The sequence below is a fragment of the Citrobacter sp. RHBSTW-00029 genome (genome assembly GCF_014104295.1).
GTDB classification, from domain to species: Bacteria; Pseudomonadota; Gammaproteobacteria; order Enterobacterales; family Enterobacteriaceae; genus Citrobacter; species Citrobacter youngae.
Genome location: NZ_JABXRT010000001.1, coordinates 3,800,932 through 3,821,857 on the forward strand (window position 1 = coordinate 3,800,932; position 20,926 = coordinate 3,821,857).

The 20,926-nt window shown below is 53.9% G+C and carries 14 protein-coding genes and 2 pseudogenes; 9 read left to right on the forward strand and 7 right to left on the reverse strand.

Annotated elements, in window-relative coordinates; all coding sequences use genetic code 11:
- Nucleotides 1-200 precede the first annotated feature (200 nt).
- The 6 genes from HV041_RS18445 (at nt 201) to yjcO (ending at nt 8,148) form a co-directional block, all read left to right on the forward strand.
- The gene (locus tag HV041_RS18445; RefSeq protein ID WP_121585337.1) at nt 201-476 is read left to right on the forward strand and encodes a YtcA family lipoprotein; all 276 of its coding nucleotides are present in this window, start codon (nt 201-203) and stop codon (nt 474-476) included.
- A 19-nt stretch (nt 477-495) separates the two neighbouring features.
- Entirely contained in the window at nt 496-1,530 is a 1,035-nt protein-coding gene (gene mdtN / locus HV041_RS18450; protein ID WP_121585336.1) for a multidrug transporter subunit MdtN, read from the forward strand.
- Nucleotides 1,527-3,566 carry a multidrug efflux transporter permease subunit MdtO gene (gene mdtO, locus HV041_RS18455; protein ID WP_121585335.1) on the forward strand — a complete coding sequence of 680 codons (2,040 nt, stop codon included), beginning with the start codon at nt 1,527-1,529 and terminating at the stop codon, nt 3,564-3,566. Before mdtN ends, mdtO begins: the two co-directional genes overlap by 4 nt.
- The gene (locus tag HV041_RS18460; RefSeq protein ID WP_121585334.1) at nt 3,563-5,020 is read left to right on the forward strand and encodes an MdtP family multidrug efflux transporter outer membrane subunit; all 1,458 of its coding nucleotides are present in this window, start codon (nt 3,563-3,565) and stop codon (nt 5,018-5,020) included. Before mdtO ends, HV041_RS18460 begins: the two co-directional genes overlap by 4 nt.
- 205 nt (nt 5,021-5,225) lie before the next feature.
- Nucleotides 5,226-7,373, forward strand: a complete 2,148-nt coding sequence (gene fdhF / locus HV041_RS18465) for a formate dehydrogenase subunit alpha (protein WP_121585333.1) — start codon at nt 5,226-5,228, stop codon at nt 7,371-7,373.
- 91 nt (nt 7,374-7,464) lie between these two features.
- The gene (gene yjcO, locus HV041_RS18470; protein ID WP_121585332.1) at nt 7,465-8,148 is read left to right on the forward strand and encodes a Sel1 family TPR-like repeat protein YjcO; all 684 of its coding nucleotides are present in this window, start codon (nt 7,465-7,467) and stop codon (nt 8,146-8,148) included.
- 96 nt (nt 8,149-8,244) lie between these two features.
- Here the strand turns inward: yjcO and gltP are convergent, their stop codons facing one another.
- The 7 genes and pseudogenes from gltP to nrfA all read right to left on the reverse strand — a co-directional run bounded on the left by gltP (nt 8,245) and on the right by nrfA (nt 16,322).
- On the reverse strand, nt 8,245-9,555 hold the full coding sequence (gltP, locus tag HV041_RS18475) for a glutamate/aspartate:proton symporter GltP (RefSeq protein WP_048213908.1): 1,311 nt from the start codon (nt 9,553-9,555) through the stop codon (nt 8,245-8,247).
- Nucleotides 9,556-9,900: 345 nt separating this feature from the next.
- Nucleotides 9,901-10,521: a heme lyase NrfEFG subunit NrfG gene (nrfG, locus tag HV041_RS18480; protein ID WP_061067032.1), complete on the reverse strand. Its 621-nt coding sequence runs from the start codon at nt 10,519-10,521 to the stop codon at nt 9,901-9,903.
- Nucleotides 10,518-12,645, reverse strand: a pseudogene (nrfF, locus tag HV041_RS18490) (heme lyase NrfEFG subunit NrfF). Before nrfF ends, nrfG begins: the two are co-directional and overlap by 4 nt.
- An 8-nt stretch (nt 12,646-12,653) precedes the next feature.
- Nucleotides 12,654-13,610, reverse strand: a complete 957-nt coding sequence (gene nrfD / locus HV041_RS18495; RefSeq protein ID WP_061067029.1) for a cytochrome c nitrite reductase subunit NrfD — start codon at nt 13,608-13,610, stop codon at nt 12,654-12,656.
- Nucleotides 13,607-14,278, reverse strand: coding sequence for a cytochrome c nitrite reductase Fe-S protein (gene nrfC / locus HV041_RS18500; protein WP_005132585.1), 672 nt, complete (start codon nt 14,276-14,278; stop codon nt 13,607-13,609). The genes nrfD and nrfC overlap by 4 nt, the downstream gene beginning before the upstream one ends.
- Nucleotides 14,275-14,841: a cytochrome c nitrite reductase pentaheme subunit gene (nrfB, locus tag HV041_RS18505; protein ID WP_005132587.1), complete on the reverse strand. Its 567-nt coding sequence runs from the start codon at nt 14,839-14,841 to the stop codon at nt 14,275-14,277. Before nrfB ends, nrfC begins: the two co-directional genes overlap by 4 nt.
- 44 nt (nt 14,842-14,885) lie before the next feature.
- Nucleotides 14,886-16,322: pseudogene (nrfA, locus tag HV041_RS18510) on the reverse strand (ammonia-forming nitrite reductase cytochrome c552 subunit).
- 433 nt (nt 16,323-16,755) lie between these two features.
- Between nrfA and acs the strand changes: the two are divergent.
- The 3 genes from acs to actP all read left to right on the forward strand — a co-directional run bounded on the left by acs (nt 16,756) and on the right by actP (nt 20,910).
- The gene (acs, locus tag HV041_RS18515) at nt 16,756-18,714 is read left to right on the forward strand and encodes an acetate--CoA ligase (protein ID WP_121585331.1); all 1,959 of its coding nucleotides are present in this window, start codon (nt 16,756-16,758) and stop codon (nt 18,712-18,714) included.
- Between the two features lie 235 nt (nt 18,715-18,949).
- Entirely contained in the window at nt 18,950-19,264 is a 315-nt protein-coding gene (locus HV041_RS18520) for a DUF485 domain-containing protein (protein WP_006688274.1), read from the forward strand.
- Nucleotides 19,261-20,910, forward strand: coding sequence for a cation/acetate symporter ActP (actP, locus tag HV041_RS18525; protein ID WP_048213916.1), 1,650 nt, complete (start codon nt 19,261-19,263; stop codon nt 20,908-20,910). Before HV041_RS18520 ends, actP begins: the two co-directional genes overlap by 4 nt.
- Nucleotides 20,911-20,926: the final 16 nt, after the last annotated feature.

Consider the following 20,926-nt stretch of genomic DNA (forward strand, 5'->3'; position numbering starts at 1 on the left):
AGAGATATTTTCGATCTCTGGAAGCATATTTATTCACACAATAATGTGCAATCACAAAACAATAGAATAAATGAATGAATTATGCTTTCGGTGGGCATGCAAAGATATTTTATCTCGTTAGAAAATTGCCATACTGCTGACGCTTTGTATTTTTACATTCACTCAGAATATTGTTCGAGATAAACAGGATGTATTTTATTATGCACACGGTCCAATCCGGCATTGTGATACTGCTGCGAAAAACAAGCTGGTTCCTCCCGCTGCCATTATTAACAGGATGCAACCTCTCTCCAGCCATTCCGGTCATCGGTGCTTACTACCCCGACTGGCTGTTCTGCCTTATTGGCGGTGTCATCCTGACACTCATAACCCGAAAAATCATTCTGCATAAATATAGCGGGCTGGCTTTTATCGGGATTATTTATACCGCCCTTTTTGCCCTCTACTCCATGCTGTTCTGGCTGGTATTTTTCTAACTTATGTTGAGACGCCCCTATGGAAAGCTCGTCGAAAAAAACTCCGCGTAACAAACTTCCCGCGCTGATGCTGGTGGTACTTGCGCTGGTTATTTTGGTCTTCGTCATCTGGAGACTGGATAGCTCACCCGCGACCAATGACGCCTACACCTCAGCCGACACCATCGATGTCGTGCCAGAAGTCAGTGGTCGCATTGTCGAACTGGCCGTTTCCGATAACCAGCAGGTCAAGCAAGGTGATGTGCTGTTTCGTATCGATCCCCGTATCTATGAAGCGAATCTGGCAAAAGCACAAGCGTCGCTCGCCGCTCTGGATAAACAGATCATGCTGACCCAGCGCAGCGTAGATGCACAACAATATGGTGCTGACTCCGTACGGGCTACGGTAGAAAAAGCGCGAGCAGCCGCTAAGCAAGCCAGCGATACTCTGCGCCGTACCGAACCGCTACTGACGGAGGGTTTTGTCTCCGCGGAAGATGTTGAGCGCGCCAGAACGGCACAACGCGCCTCAGCGGCAGATCTTAATGCGGTGTTATTACAGGCGCAGCAGGCTGCCAGCGCGGTGAGTGGCGTTGATGCCCTGGTAGCTCAGCGCATCGCCGTAGAAGCCGATATCGCCCTGACCAAACTGCATCTTGAAATGGCAACAGTGCGCGCACCCTTCGATGGCCGCGTGGTGGCATTAAAAACCTCCGTCGGGCAGTTTGCTTCTGCCATGCGACCCATTTTTACCCTGATTGACACCCGTCACTGGTACGTAATCGCCAATTTTCGCGAAACAGAGCTGAAAAATATCCATGCAGGCACACCAGCCAATGTTCGCCTGATGAGCGACAGCGGCAAAGTGTTTGTCGGTAAAGTGGACTCAATCGGTTACGGTGTATTGCCTGACGATGGCGGTATAGTGCTGGGCGGCTTGCCGCGCGTTTCACGCTCTATCAACTGGGTTCGTGTTGCCCAACGATTCCCGGTAAAAATCATAGTAGATAAACCGGATGAAGAGATGTTCCGCATCGGCGCATCGGCAGTTGCTACCCTTGAGCCACAGAGATGAAAGCGCTTAATTATTTGCCTCTGCCACTGGTCAGGCTGTTGGCGTTTTTTCACGAAGAATTAAGCGAACAACGTCCCGGCAGACTCCCACAAATCATGCAGCTCTGGGCAGGTTGCCTGCTGGTCGTATTGATCTCGATGACCTACGAGATCCCCTTCCTGGCGCTTTCGCTTGCCGTACTCTTTTATGGTATCCAGTCCAATGCTTTTTATACCAAATTCGTGGCGATTCTCTTCGTCGTCGCCACAGCATTTGAGATTGGTAGTTTATTTCTGATCTACAAATGGTCTTATAGCTACCCTCTGGTCCGTCTGATCATTGCCAGTCTGATCGTTCTGGCCTGCATGTTCCTGATGCGAACCCATCGTCTGGGGCTGGTTTTCTTTGCCGTATCGATTGTTGCAATATACGGGCAATCTTTCCCCGGCATGCTCGACTATCCCGAGGTCGTCGTTCGCCTGACGTTATGGTGCATCGTCGTTGGTCTGTATCCCACGCTACTGATGACGTTGACCGCCGTTTTGTGGTTTCCCTGCCGTCCTGTCAACCAAATGCACGAAGCCTTGCGCGCCAGGCTGGGCGATGCCCTCAATCACTTGATGGCGCCTGCAACACCGCTTGCGGAAAAATACATCGAACAAAAAGTGCTGGCGCTACAAACGCTGAACGTCTTTTGCCTGGCTGATGACGCAGACTGGCGAGAAAAAAGTGCCTGGTGGCAGGCTTGCGTTGCCACAACCACCTATCTGTACACCACGCTCAATCGCTACGATTTCACGGCACATAACCCGGCAACCCGCGATCTCCAGCAGAAACTGTGCCGTGAAATAACCGCACTGCAGGATGCGGTTACTCGAGGTATGCCCTGGCAAAGTGAATGGGAACTCAGCCAGGCAGAAGCCGCAACGGCCCGCGAATGCGGCCTCGCTCACCTGTGCCAAACCCTACTACAGCTTGGTCACATGGACCCTAATACACCGCCAACTCCTGTCGCTAAACCGCCCTCAATGGTATCTGACGCGTTCACCAACCCAGGCTATGTTCGTTACGCGTTAAAAACGCTGCTGGCATGTCTGATTTGCTATGTCTTTTATTCCGGTACCGACTGGGAGGGCATTCACACCTGCATGCTGACCTGCATTATTGTCGCTAACCCCAGTATCGGTTCGTCATACCAGAAGATGGCGCTGCGCTTCGGCGGCGCATTTTTTGGCGCAATTCTGGCCCTGTTGATGACGATTTTTGTCATGCCCTGGCTGGACAATATCGTCGAACTTCTACTGGTGCTGGCACCATTTTTCCTGATAGGCGCCTGGATTGCCACTGGCTCAGAACGTTCCTCTTATATCGGAACTCAAATGGTCGTCACCTTCGCGCTGGCAACGCTTGAAAACGTCTTCGGCCCAACCTACGACCTGGTGGAAATCCGCGATCGCGCCTTCGGCATTTTGATCGGCACTCTTGTTTCCGCGGTGATCTACACCTTTGTCTGGCCGGAAAGCGAAGCCAAAGCGCTGCCACAAAAACTGGCAAGCTCGCTGGGACTGCTTAGCAAATTACTGCGGATCCCACGTCAGCAGGATGCTGTTCTCGTGCGCACTTATCTTCAGATGCGTATTGGTCTCCATGCGGCGTTTAACGCCTGTGATGAAATGTGCGAGAGGGTCGCGCTGGAACGCCAACTCCCCGGCGATGAACGCATGGCACTTATTCAACGTAGTCAGCGCGTTATTCACCTGGGCCGTGACATTCTCTATGCCTGGGATACCACCCGAAATGACGCCCCGACGCTGGATAACGCGGTATTGCTGGAGAGCGCAACACACCTGGCCGATGCGCTGGAAAAATACGCAGCCGACCTGGCGACAGCATCCAGCCTTCCGCCGTCGATTGAAAACCTGTCCCCATCTCAAGACATTTTACCCACGTTACCCAAACAGGAGCGCTGCATCATACAGCAGATAACCTGTTTACCCGACTGGACTCACCCGACGCTAATACCAGCAAGCGAGCAGGAGCAAGGAACCTCCCAATAATGAACCGATATCTCCCTCGATTACTCCTCTGCGGCATACTCAGCGGCGCAACGGTCCTTTCCGGCTGTGCACTGATCCGTAAAGATTCTGTATCACATCCGCAATTACAGCCTGAGCAGATCTCACTGGCTAAAGACATTCATCTGGCTAGCTCAGGGTGGCCACAGGCGCAGTGGTGGCGGCAGTTTAATGACCCACAGCTAAACTCGCTTATTGAAGCAACGCTGTCAGGCTCCCATAACCTCGCCGAAGCGAAGCTGCGTGAAGAAAAAGCGCAGTCGCAGACTGAACTGCTGGAAGGGCGTTCTCAGCTCCAGATGGCAGCGCTGGGCATGGTTAACCGCCAGCGAGCGTCTGCCAACGGTTTCCTCGGCCCCTACGCACTGGATGCGCCACGATTAGGGATGGACGGCCCCTACTACACTGAAGCGACGATTGGTCTGGTCGCCGGACTGGATCTCGACCTGTGGGGCGAGCATCGTTCTGCTGTCGCGGCGGCTATTGGCGCACAAAATGCCGCGCTTGCCGAAACCGCAGCAGTGGAACTCTCCCTGACGACCGGCGTCGCACAGCTGTATTACAGTATGCAAGCCAGTTACCAGATGCTTGATTTGTTGCAGCAGACCCACGATGTGATTGATTATGCCGTGAAGGCCCACCAGAGTAAGGTCGCTCACGGGCTGGAAGCAAAAGTACCGTACCATGGCGCACGTGCGCAATTGCTGGCAGTGGACAAGCAAATCGTCGCGGTTGAAGGACAAATCAAAGAAACTCGGGAATCACTCCGGGCGCTGATCGGTGCCGGCGCAAAAGATCTGCCTGAAATCAAACCGGTAGCACTGCCAACAGTCGATACAGGAATACCCGCAACGCTCTCCTACGACCTGCTTGCCAGACGTCCGGACTTGCAGGCTATGCGCTGGTATGTGCAGGCTTCGCTGAGCCAGGTCGAGGCCGCTCGCGCCCTGTTTTATCCGAGCTTTGATATCAAAGTCTTCTTCGGTTTAGACGCTATCCATATCGATCAACTGTTCAAAAGCACCAGCAGGCAGATCAACTTCATCCCCGGCCTGCGTTTACCGCTGTTTGACGGGGGTCGTCTGAATGCCAATCTGGAAGGCGCCCGCGCAACCAGCAATATGATGATAGAGCGCTACAACCAGTCGGTGCTCAATGCAGTGCGCGATGTCGCGATTAACGGAACACGTCTGCAAACGCTCAATGAACAACGGGTAATGCAGATGGAACGCGTAGATGCCACGCATTACACGCAAGCAGCAGCAGACGCGGCTTACCAGCGAGGCCTGAGCAGTCGCCTGCTGGCAACAGAGGCCAAATTACCCGTGATCGCAGAAGATATGTCGCTCCTGGTCATAGATACCCAACGACTCATGCAGAATATTCAACTCATCAAAGCGCTTGGCGGAGGTTATCAGGCCCCCGCTAACAAGTAGCGTTCTCCGACCTCGCCGCGTGATATCCGTCACGCGGCATTTTCTTTCGTCACGTCAAATATGACGACAGCCTGCTTTTCGTCAGCGTTTTGTGCAAATTATGCCCGTATTATCGGCTGATGCCCCTGATAAAAACATGGCATAAAAGATGCATAACTAAAGCGACAAGCGCGTATGCGCGATTTGATTAACTGGAGCGAGACCGATGAAAAAAGTCGTCACGGTTTGCCCATATTGCGCATCAGGTTGCAAAATCAACCTGGTGGTCGATAACGGCAAAATCGTCCGGGCTGAAGCGGCGCAGGGGAAAACCAACCAGGGTACCCTGTGTCTGAAGGGCTACTATGGCTGGGATTTTATCAATGATACCCAGATCCTGACCCCTCGTCTGAAAACCCCAATGATCCGTCGCCAGCGTGGTGGCAAACTGGAATCTGTTTCCTGGGATGAAGCGCTTGATTACGTCGCCACTCGTCTGAGCGCCATCAAAGCGAAGTATGGCCCGGACGCTATTCAGACGACCGGTTCATCTCGCGGTACGGGTAACGAAACCAACTATGTAATGCAAAAATTCGCGCGCGCCGTTATTGGTACCAATAACGTTGACTGCTGCGCTCGCGTCTGACACGGCCCATCGGTTGCAGGTCTGCACCAATCGGTCGGTAACGGCGCAATGAGTAATGCTATCAATGAAATTGATAACACAGATTTAGTGTTCATCTTCGGGTACAACCCGGCGGATTCCCACCCAATCGTGGCGAATCACGTGATTAACGCTAAACGTAACGGGGCGAAAATTATCGTCTGCGATCCGCGCAAAATTGAAACTGCGCGTATTGCTGACATGCACATCGCGTTGAGAAACGGCTCGAATATCGCGCTGCTTAACGCTATGGGTCATGTCATCATCGAAGAAAAACTGTACGACCAGGCGTTCGTCGCCTCGCGTACGGAAGGATTCGAAGAGTACAGCAAGATTGTCGAAGGCTACACGCCGGAGTCCGTCGAAGATATCACGGGCGTTAGCGCGCACGATATCCGTCAGGCTGCACGTATGTATGCCACGGCGAAAAGCGCGGCTATCCTGTGGGGCATGGGTGTTACCCAGTTCTATCAGGGCGTGGAAACCGTGCGTTCACTGACCAGCCTAGCAATGCTGACCGGTAACCTCGGTAAGCCAAGCGTCGGTGTTAACCCGGTTCGTGGCCAGAACAACGTTCAGGGCGCATGCGATATGGGCGCGCTGCCGGATACCTATCCGGGCTATCAGTACGTGAAAGATCCGGCTAACCGCGAGAAATTCGCCAAAGCCTGGGGCGTGGAAAGCCTGCCTGCACATACCGGCTATCGCATCAGCGAGCTGCCGCACCGTGCGGCCCATGGCGAAGTTCGTGCGGCCTACATTATGGGTGAAGATCCATTACAGACCGACGCTGAGCTTTCCGCGGTACGTAAAGGCTTTGAGGATCTGGAACTGGTCATCGTACAGGATATCTTCATGACCAAAACCGCCGCTGCCGCAGACGTTATTTTACCGTCTACGTCATGGGGTGAGCATGAAGGCGTATTCTCCGCGGCTGACCGTGGCTTCCAGCGCTTCTTTAAAGCCGTTGAGCCGAAGTGGGATCTGAAAACGGACTGGCAGATTATCAGTGAAATCGCCACCCGTATGGGCTATCCGATGCACTACAGCAACACCCAGGAAATCTGGGACGAGTTGCGTCATCTGTGCCCGGATTTCTACGGTGCCACTTACGAGAAGATGGGCGAACTGGGTTATATCCAGTGGCCTTGCCGCGACACCTCCGATGCTGACCAGGGGACGTCTTACCTCTTCAAAGAGAAGTTCGACACCCCGAACGGCCTGGCGCAGTTCTTCACTTGTGACTGGGTAGCGCCAATCGACAAACTCACCCCAGAGTACCCAATGGTACTATCAACGGTGCGTGAAGTCGGCCACTACTCTTGCCGTTCGATGACCGGTAACTGTGCGGCGTTGGCCGCGCTGGCGGATGAACCGGGCTATGCCCAGATCAACACCGCCGACGCAGAACGCCTGGGCATCCAGGATGAAGAGCTGGTGTGGGTTAACTCGCGTAAAGGCCGGGTCATTACCCGTGCGGCAGTCAGCGATCGTCCAAACAAAGGCGCGATTTACATGACCTACCAATGGTGGATTGGCGCATGTAATGAACTGGTAACCGAGAACCTAAGCCCGATTACCAAAACGCCGGAGTACAAGTACTGTGCCGTTAACGTTGAACGCATTGCCGATCAGCGCGCTGCCGAGCAGTATGTCATTGATGAGTACACCAAGCTGAAAGCCAGCCTGCGCGAAAGCGCGATGGGTTAAGCTTCCCCTGACGGCCTCCATTCGGAGGCCGTTTTTTTATGTCCATAATCTCTCTATACTGTCCATTCCCTACTCTAAATCTAAATATAAGATGAAACGACTTTTCGCCTTGATGTTGCTAATAACAGGCTTTGTTCATGCCGAAGAGCCTGGCAGTCAGTTTCTGAAGGCAGCCGAATCTGGAGACCGACGCGCACAATATTTCCTCGCCGATACCTGGTTTAGTTCAGGCGATTTGAGCAAAGCCGAATACTGGGCGCAAAAAGCTGCCGACAGCGGTGATGCGGATGCCTGGGCCTTACTGGCGCAAATTAAGATAACCAACCCGGTCAGTCTGGATTATCCACAAGCCAAAACGCTGGCCGAAAAAGCGACCCAGGCAGGCAGTAAGGCGGGGGAAATTACGCTGGCGAGAATTCTGGTGAACACGCAGGCCGGGCGCACAGATTACCCCAAAGCCATTACATTGCTGCAAAACGCCTCTGAAGATCTGGAAAATGACTCCACTGTCGATGCACAAATGCTGCTCGGACTGATCTACGCCAATGGCGTGGGTATTCCTGCTGACGATGAAAAGGCCACATGGTATTTCAAGCGCAGCTCGGCCATCTCCCGCACCGGTTATTCCGAGTACTGGGCCGGAATGATGTTCTTAAACGGCGAGCAGGGGTTTATCGTGAAGAATAAACAGAAGGCGCTGCACTGGCTGAATCTGAGCTGTATGGAAGGATTTGATACCGGCTGTGAAGAGTTTGAAAAGCTGACCAATGGTTGATGCTGGTTGCCGGATGGCGCTACGCTTATCAGGCCTACACATCCTTTGTAGGCCTGATAAGACGCGTGAGCGTCGCCATCAGGCACCCATCACTAATTACTGCGCGGTCTTATCAAATTTACCCAGCATCTCGCGCTCGTAAGCCAGCGCTTTCTTGCGGTCAAACTTGTGTTCCCACTTGGCGATTACCAGCACCGCCAGTGCATTCCCCACCACGTTCAGCGCGGTACGCGCCATGTCGAGGATACGGTCAACGCCGGCGATAAACGCCAGGCCTTCCAGCGGGATCCCGACGCTGCCAAGCGTAGCCAGCAGTACGACGAAGGAGACGCCCGGCACGCCTGCAATCCCTTTCGAGGTGACCATCAACGTCAGCACCAATACGATTTCCTGCCATAGTGACAGGTCGATACCGTACAGCTGCGCAATGAAAATAGCGGCAATACTCTGGTACAACGTTGAGCCATCAAGGTTAAATGAGTAACCGGTCGGCACCACAAAGCTGGTAATTGAGGCTGGCGCGCCATAGGCTTCCATTTTCTCAATAATACGCGGCAGTACGCTCTCAGAACTGGCGGTTGAATACGCCAGAATCAGCTCATCTTTCAGGATACGGATTAAGATCCAGATACTCAGACCACAGACACGCGCCACGATACCCAGCACCACCAGCGCAAAGAACAGGATGGCAAAATGCACCAACAGTACCAGCTTCGCCAGCGGCCACAGTGAGGCAAAACCGAAGTTCGCGACGGTCACAGCAATCAGCGCAAAAACGCCAACCGGCGCGTAGCGCATCACCATGTGCGTCACTTTAAACATGGTTTCGGAAATAGAGCGGAACACGGTCACCAGCGGCTCGCGGTGAGTAGCTGGCAGTGAAGACAAGCCTAAACCGAATAACACCGAAAAGAAGATAATCGGCAGCATGTCGCCTTTCGCCATCGATGCGACGATGTTGGTCGGCACCAGTGACAAAATCGTGCCCATCAGGCCATGCGCGTGGCTTTGCACTTCTGCGGTTGTATTTTGATATTTCGAAATATCCACAGTCGCCAGCTGCGACATATCAATCCCGGAACCCGGTTGAAACACGTTCGCCAGCGTAATGCCGAGAATAATGGCGATGGTGGTGATCACTTCGAAATAGAGAATGGTTTTGGCGCCAATACGGCCCAGCTGTTTGGCATCGCCTACCCCGGCAATACCCACAACTAGCGTGGAGATAACAATCGGCACGACAATCATTTTAATCAGGTGGATAAAGATATCACCCGCCGGTTGCAACAGGTTTAACACCAGCCATTCGCGACTGTCACTATGGTAATGCAGGTAACTCCCCAGCAAAATGCCCAGCACCATGGCGATGAGGATCTGCCATGCCAGGCTGACTTTCAAATTTTTCATAACAACGGACTTCCTCGATGGAGCGCTATTCCGCATATAAAAATGCGAGAACAGTACATACTGAAAGGGTATGATTTGTGTTGCGTTCGTTTATAGAGTTTTTTAACGCTTATTATCATTATCATTTGCACGCTATCTCGCGCAAGCCTTTCAGAACAGGGGGTTTAGCTGAAATTATGCATAAAAACGCGAGTTTATATCGGTAATCATGAATAACTTTTTGTTATAAAAGAATTTTTATTTGATAAAAAATGAAGAAGTTCTTCCATGAGTTTTTTTTGCCCACTTGTTCAATTGCCTGTTTTTTAAACAGGCAAAATGATGCAAATCACAAAAAAAACAAATTTATTTTTGCCGATTCTGCAATAATTTCGCCATATTAATCGAGTCGATCAACTGCGCACGATTCACCCTCGGCGAGTTTAAATCCATTACTTTTTGCCACACTGAAATCGCTTGTGCGTAATCAGCCTGCATAAACGCATCTGAGGCTAACAACATCAGCGCGGTAACTTCGTTACCGTCCAGCGCCAGGGATTTATCTATCATTTCGCGCGTTTGCGGTGTCATATGTTGCCCGGCCTGATAGTACAACACCGTCGCCAGCGCCGAATAGATTTCGGCGTTTTCACCCCGAAAACGCAGCGCCTGCTCATAGGCCAGCAGTGCATTGTGATACGCATTTTGCCAAAGATAATATTCCCCCAGTTGCGCCCATAACACACCGTCCTGTGGAGCAGCACGAATCTGCGACTGCAAAGAAAGTAGCTGTTTTTCCTGAATGTTATCATCGGAGAACGCATGTAAAGGGTCCGCCAGTCGCGCCTGTTCCTGCCGCACCGCCTGCCATTTTGGCGTCAACAGATAACCGCCGATGCAGGCCACAACCATCAGCACCACCGCAGCAGTCAGCCGCTTCACGGGCATTGGTCGTAACGGCGCAGTGGGATGTTCGGACTGACTCATTGCACCTCCTCCTCTGCGCGCTGACGCTTTCTCACCCGCCAGACCACCACGCCGACCAGTAACAACAACAGGCACGGCAACGCCCACAGCAGCAGCGTCTGCTCATTCAACGGCGGGTTATAGCGTACGAAATCACCGTAACGATCGGTCATCCACGTGGTTATCTCGGCTTCACTTTTCCCTTCCGCCACCATGCTGTAAACCTGGTGGCGCATACTGACAGCTACCGGCGCATTGGATTCCAGCAAGTTTTGGTTTTGGCACTGCGGGCAGCGCAGCTGGCTGGCAATAGACAGCGCTTTCTCCTGCTGTTGCGGGTTGGCAAACGTCCATGTGTCCACAACCTGGGCATGCGTGGCGAAAGTGATAAAAAACAGGACGATAAAACCGCAGATATTACGCATCACGCTTCCTTCCTCGCCATCCGCTCAGCAGCGCGCCAAAGACCATTAACAGTCCGCCGCCCCAAATCCAACGCACGCCGGTCTGCACGTACAAGCGCATGGCATAACGGTCTGGTCCGGTTTTTTCACCCATCACCGCGTACCAGTCATGCATCAGGTTCCAGCGGATCCCCGGCTCCATCATCTGTTGACGACGCGCGGCATAGAAGCGCCTTTCAGGTTGCAGGCTGCCAATGCGTTTCTCATTGTGCCACAGCGTGATCTGCGCTTTTTCACTGGTGTAGTTACCTTTGGCTTCCAGGTCGAGACGCTCAAAACGGAAAACGTAGCCTGCCAGTTCCACCTGCTGCCCGGGGCTCAGGTTCAGGCTTATCTCCTGACGGCTCCCGCTGGAAAAGACGATCCCTGCCGCAAACACCAGCACCCCGGCATGCGCCAGCAGTGCCGGAAGTTGGATGCGGAAAGACACTTTGCGGCTTCTGACCGTAGCCAGCACAATAACCAGCAGCATCAGCAGCCCAAAGGGCAGCGTAGCGCGATTAAAGTACGGTGCGCCCACGGAAAGCCGCCCCCAGCCGAACAACCCGTAAATCATCGGGTAGAGCGTGCCAATCAGCACAATCAGCAGCACCGCACTAAAGAGCAGCAACGCAACCAGAATCAGCATCTCGCGTGACCAACCGCCAAAACGCGCATTCTGCCGGACTTGCTGGCCCCGCCAGGCGTACAGCCCGAGCGACGCCAGACTCAACACGGTAAACAGCGCAAACAGCGGCGCGGCGCGAACGTTATCCAGCGCGAAAGCATGAACCGAAACGAGAATGCCGGAACGCACAATCAGCGTCCCCAGCAGCGATAAAATCAGCGTGACGATAGCCAGCAGCAGCGACCAGTGGCGGAAGATCCCGCGCTGGCGCGTGATATACAGGCTATGCAGCAACGCGCTGGCGGAAAGCCAGGGTAATAAGGAAGCGTTTTCTACCGGGTCCCAGAACCACCAGCCTCCCCAGCCCAGCTCGCAGTACGCCCACCAGGAGCCGAGGATAATCCCCAGCGTCAGCGCGCACCAGCCGGGCAAGGCCCAGCGCCAGCACACCCAGGCGCTTTGTGCGTTAAAGTCACCGCGCAGCAGCGAGGCCAGCGCCACGCCTGCCGCCACCATTAACCCCCCGTAACCCAGGTACAGCAGCGGTGGATGGAGGATTAACCCAAGATGTTGCAGCATCGGGTTAAGGTCGCGCCCTTCAATGGCTGGCGGAAAGATACGCACGAACGGATCGGACCATACCACCACAAACAGCAGCAACAGAGCCGTTATCATTGAAAGGACGCTGAGCGTCAGCGGAAACAGCGCGTCGGCATCACGCCGATAGCGAAAAGCGAACAGCGCGCTCCAGGCGGAAAGAAACAGCACCCACAGCAGCAGCGATCCTTCATGACCGCCCCACACCGCCGCCAGTTTTAATCCCCACGGCAGCAGGCTGTAGCTGTGCTGGGCAACGTAGACCACCGAAAAGTCACTGGTCAGAAAGCAGAATACCAGAATGGCAAAGGCCAGTAGCAGCAGGGCAAATTGCGTCCACACGCCCACGCATGCCAGGCGCATCACCCCTTGCCAGCGCTGGCGGACACCCACCGACACGGCAAGCGGGGTCAACACGTTGACCCCGAGGCTTAATAACAGTGCCAGAAAACCGGCTTCAGGAAGGAGAACGTCCAGATATCACCTTACGCAACGGTTAGCTGACCCGCATAGAGAATAAAAAAGCGCAGCAGCAGTACGCCGGTCAGGCTGGCGCCGCACACTGCCAGCACGCCATGAAACGTCGAACTGCGATTGGCCCAGGGTTTTAGCAGCATCGGCAGTATCAGCCCAAGCCCGGCCACGCCCAGCCAGAACCACCAGGTCCAGAATCCGCCGCCCAGTGCCGCCGCCAGCGCACGCATTTTGCCGTCATCGCCCAGCGCCAGACCAACAAAGAACGCCGCCAGCAGGAAGATCTCCAGCCATACTACCGGGACTTCCATGCGATGCACAAAGTGCGCTTCGGTGCTGTGCGGGTTGCTACGATGGCGTAATGCCATGGCGATCAGCGCCACCGCCGCACCGGAGGAGATCCCGGAGAACAGGAACAGCACCGGCAGGATCGGGTTATTCAGGAACGGGTAGGATTTCAGCGCCGACAGCAGGAACCCGGTATACGCCCCGAGCAGGACCGCCAGCACCAGCATCAATGTCTCAAGCGCGCGATGGAACGGCGTGATTAGCGTCAGGAGTTTTGAGACCATCGTCAGTCGCGGCACGAACCGCTGTTGCAGGGCAATCACCTCTTTTTCAAAGATTTTTGCCAGCCACAGCACTAACACCACCATGTACAACTGGAACAGCATAACCCCCATCGACATCACCGAAGTGAAGCTGTAGTGGAACATCAGTTTCCAGAAGGTCCATGGACGCGTCAGGTGGAACACCAGAATCAGCAAACCGAAGATAATCGCCCCCGGCCCTAACACCAGCGTGGTGCGCAGCAGCGTGCTGTCAGAACCACCCGCCTGCGGATGGAAACGACGTAGCAAAATTGCCAGCGTAACCAGTCCGGCGGAAATGCCGATCAGGAACAGATAGATGGCAATGGGCCAGTCCCACACCAGTGATTCAAAATGAAATGCAGAAGCGGATGTCATTGGCTCACCTCCCCAAATTTAAAGGGAACGCGGTAGACCTTCGGTTTCGTGCCCAGCGCCAGCTTGTAACGGTAGGTGGTTTTCTGCTGCAACAAGCGGGAGATATCGCTGTTGGGATCGTCCAGATTACCAAACGTCAGCGCCTTCGTCGGACATGACTCAACGCAGGCAGGCTGTTTGCCCGCTTTCAGGTTGGTTTTCCGGCAGAAATCACATTTATCCGCCGTTTTGCTCACCGGATGGATAAAGCGCACACGATAAGGACACGCGGCGATACAGTACTGGCAGCCAACGCAAAGGTCGGGGTTCACATCCACAATGCCGTTGGCGGCATCGCGATACGATGCTCCCGTCGGGCAGACGTCAACGCAGGGAGCGTGGTCACAATGCTGGCACGAGTGACGGAAGAAGCGATACTTCACATCAGGAAATGTCCCTTGCGGCTCGCTGCGAATAATCGTCAGACGCGATACGCCTTCCGGCACGTTGTTAACTTCCCGACAAGCATCCATGCAAGCCGTACAGCCGATGCATAAAGACTCATCATGAACCATACCGTAACGCACGCCGTTGATGTTCAGCGTCTTCGCCACAACGCGTCCCGCCGTCCCGCTCACTGCCACCAGCGCGCCGACGCCGGTGATAAACTGGCGACGAGAGCAACTCATGGATGCTCCTTAAGCAACGGAACCGACGCCGGGTTAAAGTTCGGATTGTTACGTTGATCGCTGTGGCAATCGACGCAAATCTTGATCCGTCCTTTATCGCTCAGCGTCTGCATCGTGTCTTGCTTCGGATGCAGTGAGTGACAGCTGGCACACGCCACTTTGGTTACGTGGACATCGTGCGGCCAGAACGCTTTTTGCAACTGCTCAGGCAGGTGACAGGACATACAGACGCTGTTCTGCTGCTCCACGTTGTACATCGGCTCGTTAAAGCGCATCACATCTTTCACCCCTTCGCGGTGGTTCGGTGACGGCTGGCCGTGACAGTTGGTGCAGGTGACCGGCAGTTTGTTATTCGGGTTGATGACTTCCGCATGCTTACCATGCATGCCTTCGGTATCGGGCTTATGACAGTCCAGACAGGCGGCATCCGGATTACGCTGTTGGGTAACCGTCCAGCGTTGATCCGACTCCTGCGGCGTTGGCGTGGCAGTAATTCCACTCAGGCTCCAGAACAAGCCTGACGCCAGCACCCCAGCAGTTAATAACGAACGTAATACGCTCATATTCACTCCGTTGAGTTATCCGCCCCTTGCGGGGCGAAATGGGGTTATTGGCTTAACAGACCGTTTTTACGCGCCTGATCTTCCCACTGCGGAATCACCGTTTTGATGAAGTCCTGCTTCTCAGCATTGATTTGCTGCATGTTCAGACCAATCGCCGCCTGGGCTTTCTCTTTGGTAGAGATATCCGGTAACGGGATTTCATGCGTGATGCCTTTGGTCGCCAGCAGACGGACCAGTTTGGTACGCGCATCGGCAGCTTTATCCATGGCGCTACCCAGCATCCGCAGGCCTTCTTCCGGCGCGTGCATGTGAATACCGTGTGAGGCGATAGACAGGTCCCAACGCCATTGCGCGTGGCGAATGTCTTCCAGAATCGGCTTCATTTCCGCTTCCGTTGCGCCCGCATCCCATGCTGCTTTCGCTTCGAAATGGGCATGTACCAGTTGATCTTCAACCTTGATTTTCAGGTCATGAATGGCCTGTTTACGCTCGGCGACCACTTTTTGCAGGGACGCTTTGTCCTGGGTGTGGCAGTTCGCACAGGTCTGAGCGAAGTTATCGAACGGATTCCCAATCTTATGGTCGGTGTAGATCTTGCCTTCCGCGTTCTGCACTTTCGGCATGTGGCAGTCGATACAGGTCACGTTGTTCTTGCCGTGAATGCCTGCGCTCCAGGTTTCATACTCCGGGTGCTGCGCTTTCAGCATTGGGGTTTTAGACAGGGAGTTGGTCCAGTCAGAGAAGGCGATGGTGTCGTAGTATTTCTCCATGTTCTCGACTTTCATGCCGTCGTCCCACGGGAACTTAACGGCTTTGTTTTTACCGTCGAAGTAGTACTCCACGTGGCACTGGCCGCAGACCATGGATTGCTGATCGAAGCGACCGGCTTTCTCAAACGGTTTGCCGATGGTTTCCATCGCGCGTTCAGCATAAGGGCGCGACAGCGTCAGTTCTGGCTTGCCTTTGGCAAAGTCTGGTGACGCGGTGTTATGGCAATCTCCGCAGCCAAGATTGTTAACAATTTCAGGACCGCCGCGCGCCCATTTACCGTGGAAGTAGCCATCTTCACCGTCTTTCTGGATCAGACGCGCCACGTCCGGGCTTTTACAGCTCCAGCAGGCCATCGGCAACGGACCATCTTCTGCCGTTTTGGGTGCACCGGTACGTAAGGTTTCACGGACATCGGTCACGGCATACGCGTGCCCGCGCGGTTTGTTGTAATCGCGCGAGAAGGGATATCCCGCCCACAGGATCACCAGACGCGGATCTTCTGCCAGCGCATCTTCACGGGCTGATTGCTCAGACGTGGCTTTCCAGGAGAGATATTGATCGGGATGCTGAGGGGCGAAGACTTCATTCTTCGCTTCAACGGTGACGGTTTTTGCGGGTACGGGGGTTTATTCAGCGTGAACTGCAGAGATAAATAATAAAGGTACTAACAGGCTGAAGAAACGGCGTACGCGTGATTTTATCCTTGCCATAGGGGTCTCATCCAGATGACGCCATTATCTGCAATGGCGGTTCTTTTATTGTTTTCCATAACAGCAACCACACGAATACTGTCATGACATTGCTCCACCCTATTTGTAACAAGAAACCCTACAAGAAATGTTGTTTTTAATCAATTGTAAGTGTATGTAAAATACCACTTTAGAGTTATTTCCCCCTTCTAATCCCTCACTCTTTTGTCTATACCCGACACAGATCACCTTTTCAAAACTCTCTATATAACCGCATGTTATCGCGAGGTTTAATCAATTTTTGCTAGTTCTCTTCAAAATTCAGTTTGCCGCTAATTTGCACAATTCGGTTATTGCGTGATCTGTCGCCCAAATACTAAACAAAACTCGCAAAGCCCCTATATTTAACGTTTGTGCGACATATTATTAACATCCTACAAGGAGAACAAAAGCCATGAGCCAAATACACAAACACGCTATTCCCGCAAACATTGCGGACCGTTGCCTGATAAACCCGGAGCAGTACGAAGCGAAATACCAACAGTCCATTACCGATCCCGACACATTTTGGGGCGAGCAGGGAAAAATTCTTGATTGGATCACGCCATACAGCCAGGTAAAGAACACCTCTTTTGCACCCGGCAACGTGTCGATTAAATGGTACGAAGACGGCACGCTGAACCTGGCGGCAAACTGCCTTGACCGCCATCTGCAGGAAAACGGCGATCGTACCGCCATCATCTGGGAAGGCGATGACGCCAGCCAAAGTAAAAACATTACCTATCGCGAACTGCATCGCGATGTTTGTCGTTTCGCCAATACATTGTTGAATTTAGGCATTAAAAAAGGCGATGTGGTAGCTATTTATATGCCGATGGTGCCGGAAGCTGCGGTCGCCATGCTGGCCTGCGCCCGCATTGGCGCGGTGCATTCGGTCATCTTCGGTGGGTTCTCACCGGAGGCCGTCGCCGGACGTATTATCGACTCCAATTCGCGCCTGGTGATCACCGCTGATGAAGGCGTGCGCGCCGGACGCAGCATCCCGCTGAAAAAGAACGTCGATGATGCGCTGAAAAACCCGAACGTGAAGACCGTGGAGCATGTGGTCGTCCTCAAACGAACCGGTGGAAAAACGGAATGGCAGGAAGGCCGTGACCTGTGGTGGTCCGATCTTATAGAAAAAGCCAGCCCTGAACATCAGCCGGAAGAAATGAACGCGGAAGATCCGCTGTTTATCCTGTATACCTCTGGTTCAACCGGTAAGCCAAAAGGCGTGCTGCACACCACGGGGGGATATCTGGTTTACGCGGCAACGACCTTTAAGTATGTGTTTGATTACCATCAGGACGATATCTACTGGTGTACTGCTGATGTGGGTTGGGTTACCGGCCACAGCTATTTGCTGTACGGTCCGCTGGCCTGCGGTGCCACCACGCTGATGTTTGAAGGTGTACCTAACTGGCCGACCCCGGCGCGTATGTCACAGGTCGTGGACAAGCACCAGGTCACAATCCTCTATACTGCGCCAACGGCTATCCGCGCCCTGATGGCAGAAGGTGATAAGGCGATTGAAGGCACTAACCGTTCATCGCTACGCATTTTGGGTTCCGTTGGCGAGCCGATTAACCCGGAAGCATGGGAGTGGTACTGGAAGAAAATTGGCAACGAAAAATGTCCGGTCGTTGATACCTGGTGGCAGACCGAAACCGGGGGATTCATGATCACCCCACTGCCGGGCGCCACCGAGCTGAAAGCGGGTTCTGCAACGCGTCCATTCTTTGGCGTACAACCAGCCATCGTTGATAACGAAGGTAACCCGCAGGAAGGGGCGACCGAAGGCAACCTGGTGATCACCGACTCATGGCCGGGTCAGGCGAGAACGTTGTTTGGCGATCACGAACGCTTTGAGCAAACCTACTTCTCTACCTTCAAGAATATGTACTTCAGCGGCGACGGCGCGCGTCGTGACGAAGACGGCTATTACTGGATAACCGGACGTGTGGATGACGTGCTGAACGTCTCGGGCCACCGCCTGGGTACAGCAGAAATCGAGTCGGCGCTGGTGTCGCATCCAAAGATTGCCGAAGCCGCCGTGGTCGGCATTCCACATAGTATTAAAGGCCAGGCCATTTACGCCTACGTCACGCTGAATCACGGCGAAGAGCCGTCACCTGAGTTGTACGCCGAGGTGCGCAACTGGGTACGAAAAGAAATTGGCCCGTTAGCAACGCCAGACGTGCTGCACTGGACCGACTCACTGCCGAAAACCCGCTCCGGCAAAATCATGCGCCGTATTCTGCGAAAAATCGCGGCGGGCGATACCAGCAATCTGGGCGATACCTCAACCCTCGCCGATCCTGGCGTGGTAGAGAAACTGCTCGAAGAGAAGCAGGCCATCGCGATGCCATCATAACCATAACCGTGAAATGCCCGATGGCGCGCTGCTTATCGGGCCTACAAATCCTATCCCTACCCCTCCCCTGACCGGGAAGGAAATATAAAAACCTCCCCCAAAGGATTTCGTGTTACAGGAAGGCGGCAAGCAAGCATATCCCCAGTCACATAGTTCACTATGTGACTGGTGTAGGCGAGTGCGGCCAACGAACCTGTAGCACGAAAGACGCAGGGGGACCTCTGGAGACTCTGTGATGAATGACAATATTTATCAGCGGATAGAAGACAGTGCGCGTTTCAGGGAATTAGTTGAAAAACGGCAACGGTTTGCCACCATTCTGTCCATCATCATGCTGGCAGTTTATATCAGCTTTATTTTACTGATTGCCTTTGCGCCTGGCTGGCTGGGTACGCCGCTACACGCGGGAACCAGCGTCACCCGGGGTATTCCGATTGGGGTCGGTGTGATCCTTATCTCCTTCATCCTGACCGGGATCTATATCTGGCGGGCCAACGGTGAATTCGATCGCCTGAACAACGCGGTTCTGCACGAGGTTAAAGCATCATGAAGAGAGTCCTGACGGCGCTTGCCGCCACGCTGCCCTTCGCCGCAAACGCGGCGGATGCTATTAGCGGTGCAGTTCAACGCCAGCCAACCAACTGGCAGGCGATTATTATGTTCCTGATTTTCGTCATCTTTACGCTCGGTATTACTTACTGGGCGTCTAAGCGCGTACGTTCGCGTAATGACTACTACACCGCTGGCGGTAACATCACCGGTTTCCAGAACGGGCTGGCGATTGCGGGCGACTATATGTCGGCGGCATCGTTCCTCGGGATTTCCGCGCTGGTGTTCACCTCGGGTTATGACGGGCTGATCTACTCGCTCGGCTTCCTGGTCGGCTGGCCGATTATCCTGTTCCTGATTGCGGAACGCCTGCGTAACCTCGGTCGTTATACCTTTGCAGACGTTGCTTCTTATCGTCTGAAGCAGGGGCCAATCCGTATTCTGTCGGCCTGCGGTTCCCTGGTGGTGGTCGCGCTGTATCTGATCGCCCAGATGGTCGGCGCAGGTAAGCTGATTGAGCTGCTGTTTGGTCTGAACTATCACATCGCCGTGGTGCTGGTTGGCGTACTGATGATGATGTACGTGCTTTTCGGCGGCATGCTGGCAACCACATGGGTACAGATCATCAAAGCCGTTCTGCTGCTGTTCGGCGCCAGCTTTATGGCCTTCATGGTCATGAAGCACGTCGGCTTCAGCTTCAATAACCTGTTTACCGAAGCGATGGCGGTACACCCGAAAGGCTCCGCGATTATGAGCCCGGGCGGTCTGGTAAAAGATCCGATATCCGCCCTGTCGTTAGGTCTTGGATTGATGTTCGGTACGGCAGGCTTGCCGCATATTCTGATGCGTTTCTTCACGGTCAGCGATGCCCGCGAAGCGCGTAAGAGCGTATTCTATGCCACCGGCTTTATGGGTTATTTCTACATCCTGACCTTTATCATCGGCTTTGGCGCGATCATGCTGGTAGGTGCTAACCCAGAGTACAAAGATGCTGCAGGCGCACTGATCGGTGGTAACAACATGGCGGCGGTTCACCTGGCGAATGCGGTGGGCGGTAACCTGTTCCTCGGCTTCATCTCTGCAGTGGCGTTTGCCACCATCCTGGCGGTGGTTGCCGGGCTGACGCTGGCGGGCGCTTCGGCAGTTTCTCACGATCTGTACGCTAACGTGTTCCGCAAAGGCGCTACCGAGCGTGAAGAACTGCGCGTCTCGAAAATTACCGTACTGATATTGGGTGTGATTGCCATCGTGCTCGGCGTGCTGTTCGAAAATCAGAACATCGCCTTCATGGTGGGTCTGGCGTTCGCCATCGCGGCCAGCTGTAACTTCCCCATCATTCTGCTTTCCATGTACTGGTCAAGACTGACCACCCGTGGCGCAATGCTGGGTGGCTGGTTAGGTCTGTTAACAGCGGTAGTATTGATGATTCTCGGCCCAACCATTTGGGTCCAGATCCTCGGTCACGAAAAAGCCATTTTCCCGTATGAATATCCGGCGCTGTTCTCCATCAGCGTAGCGTTCCTCGGGATCTGGTTCTTCTCTGCGACCGACAACTCAGAAGAAGGCAACCGCGAACGCGAGCAGTTCCGTGCTCAGTTCATCCGTTCCCAGACCGGGTACGGCGTAGAGCAAGGTCGTGCACACTAACCTCCCTTCTCCTCCG

Coding starts and splice junctions, on each gene's coding strand:
- HV041_RS18520 (WP_006688274.1), top strand. CDS start 18,950: ATGAATGACAATATTTATCAGCGGATAGAAGACAGTGCGCGTTTCAGG.
- mdtN (WP_121585336.1), top strand. CDS start 496: ATGGAAAGCTCGTCGAAAAAAACTCCGCGTAACAAACTTCCCGCGCTG.
- nrfB (WP_005132587.1), bottom strand. CDS start 14,841: ATGAGCGTATTACGTTCGTTATTAACTGCTGGGGTGCTGGCGTCAGGC.
- gltP (WP_048213908.1), bottom strand. CDS start 9,555: ATGAAAAATTTGAAAGTCAGCCTGGCATGGCAGATCCTCATCGCCATG.
- nrfC (WP_005132585.1), bottom strand. CDS start 14,278: ATGAGTTGCTCTCGTCGCCAGTTTATCACCGGCGTCGGCGCGCTGGTG.
- nrfG (WP_061067032.1), bottom strand. CDS start 10,521: ATGAGTCAGTCCGAACATCCCACTGCGCCGTTACGACCAATGCCCGTG.
- acs (WP_121585331.1), top strand. CDS start 16,756: ATGAGCCAAATACACAAACACGCTATTCCCGCAAACATTGCGGACCGT.
- nrfD (WP_061067029.1), bottom strand. CDS start 13,610: ATGACATCCGCTTCTGCATTTCATTTTGAATCACTGGTGTGGGACTGG.
- mdtO (WP_121585335.1), top strand. CDS start 1,527: ATGAAAGCGCTTAATTATTTGCCTCTGCCACTGGTCAGGCTGTTGGCG.
- actP (WP_048213916.1), top strand. CDS start 19,261: ATGAAGAGAGTCCTGACGGCGCTTGCCGCCACGCTGCCCTTCGCCGCA.
- HV041_RS18445 (WP_121585337.1), top strand. CDS start 201: ATGCACACGGTCCAATCCGGCATTGTGATACTGCTGCGAAAAACAAGC.
- yjcO (WP_121585332.1), top strand. CDS start 7,465: ATGAAACGACTTTTCGCCTTGATGTTGCTAATAACAGGCTTTGTTCAT.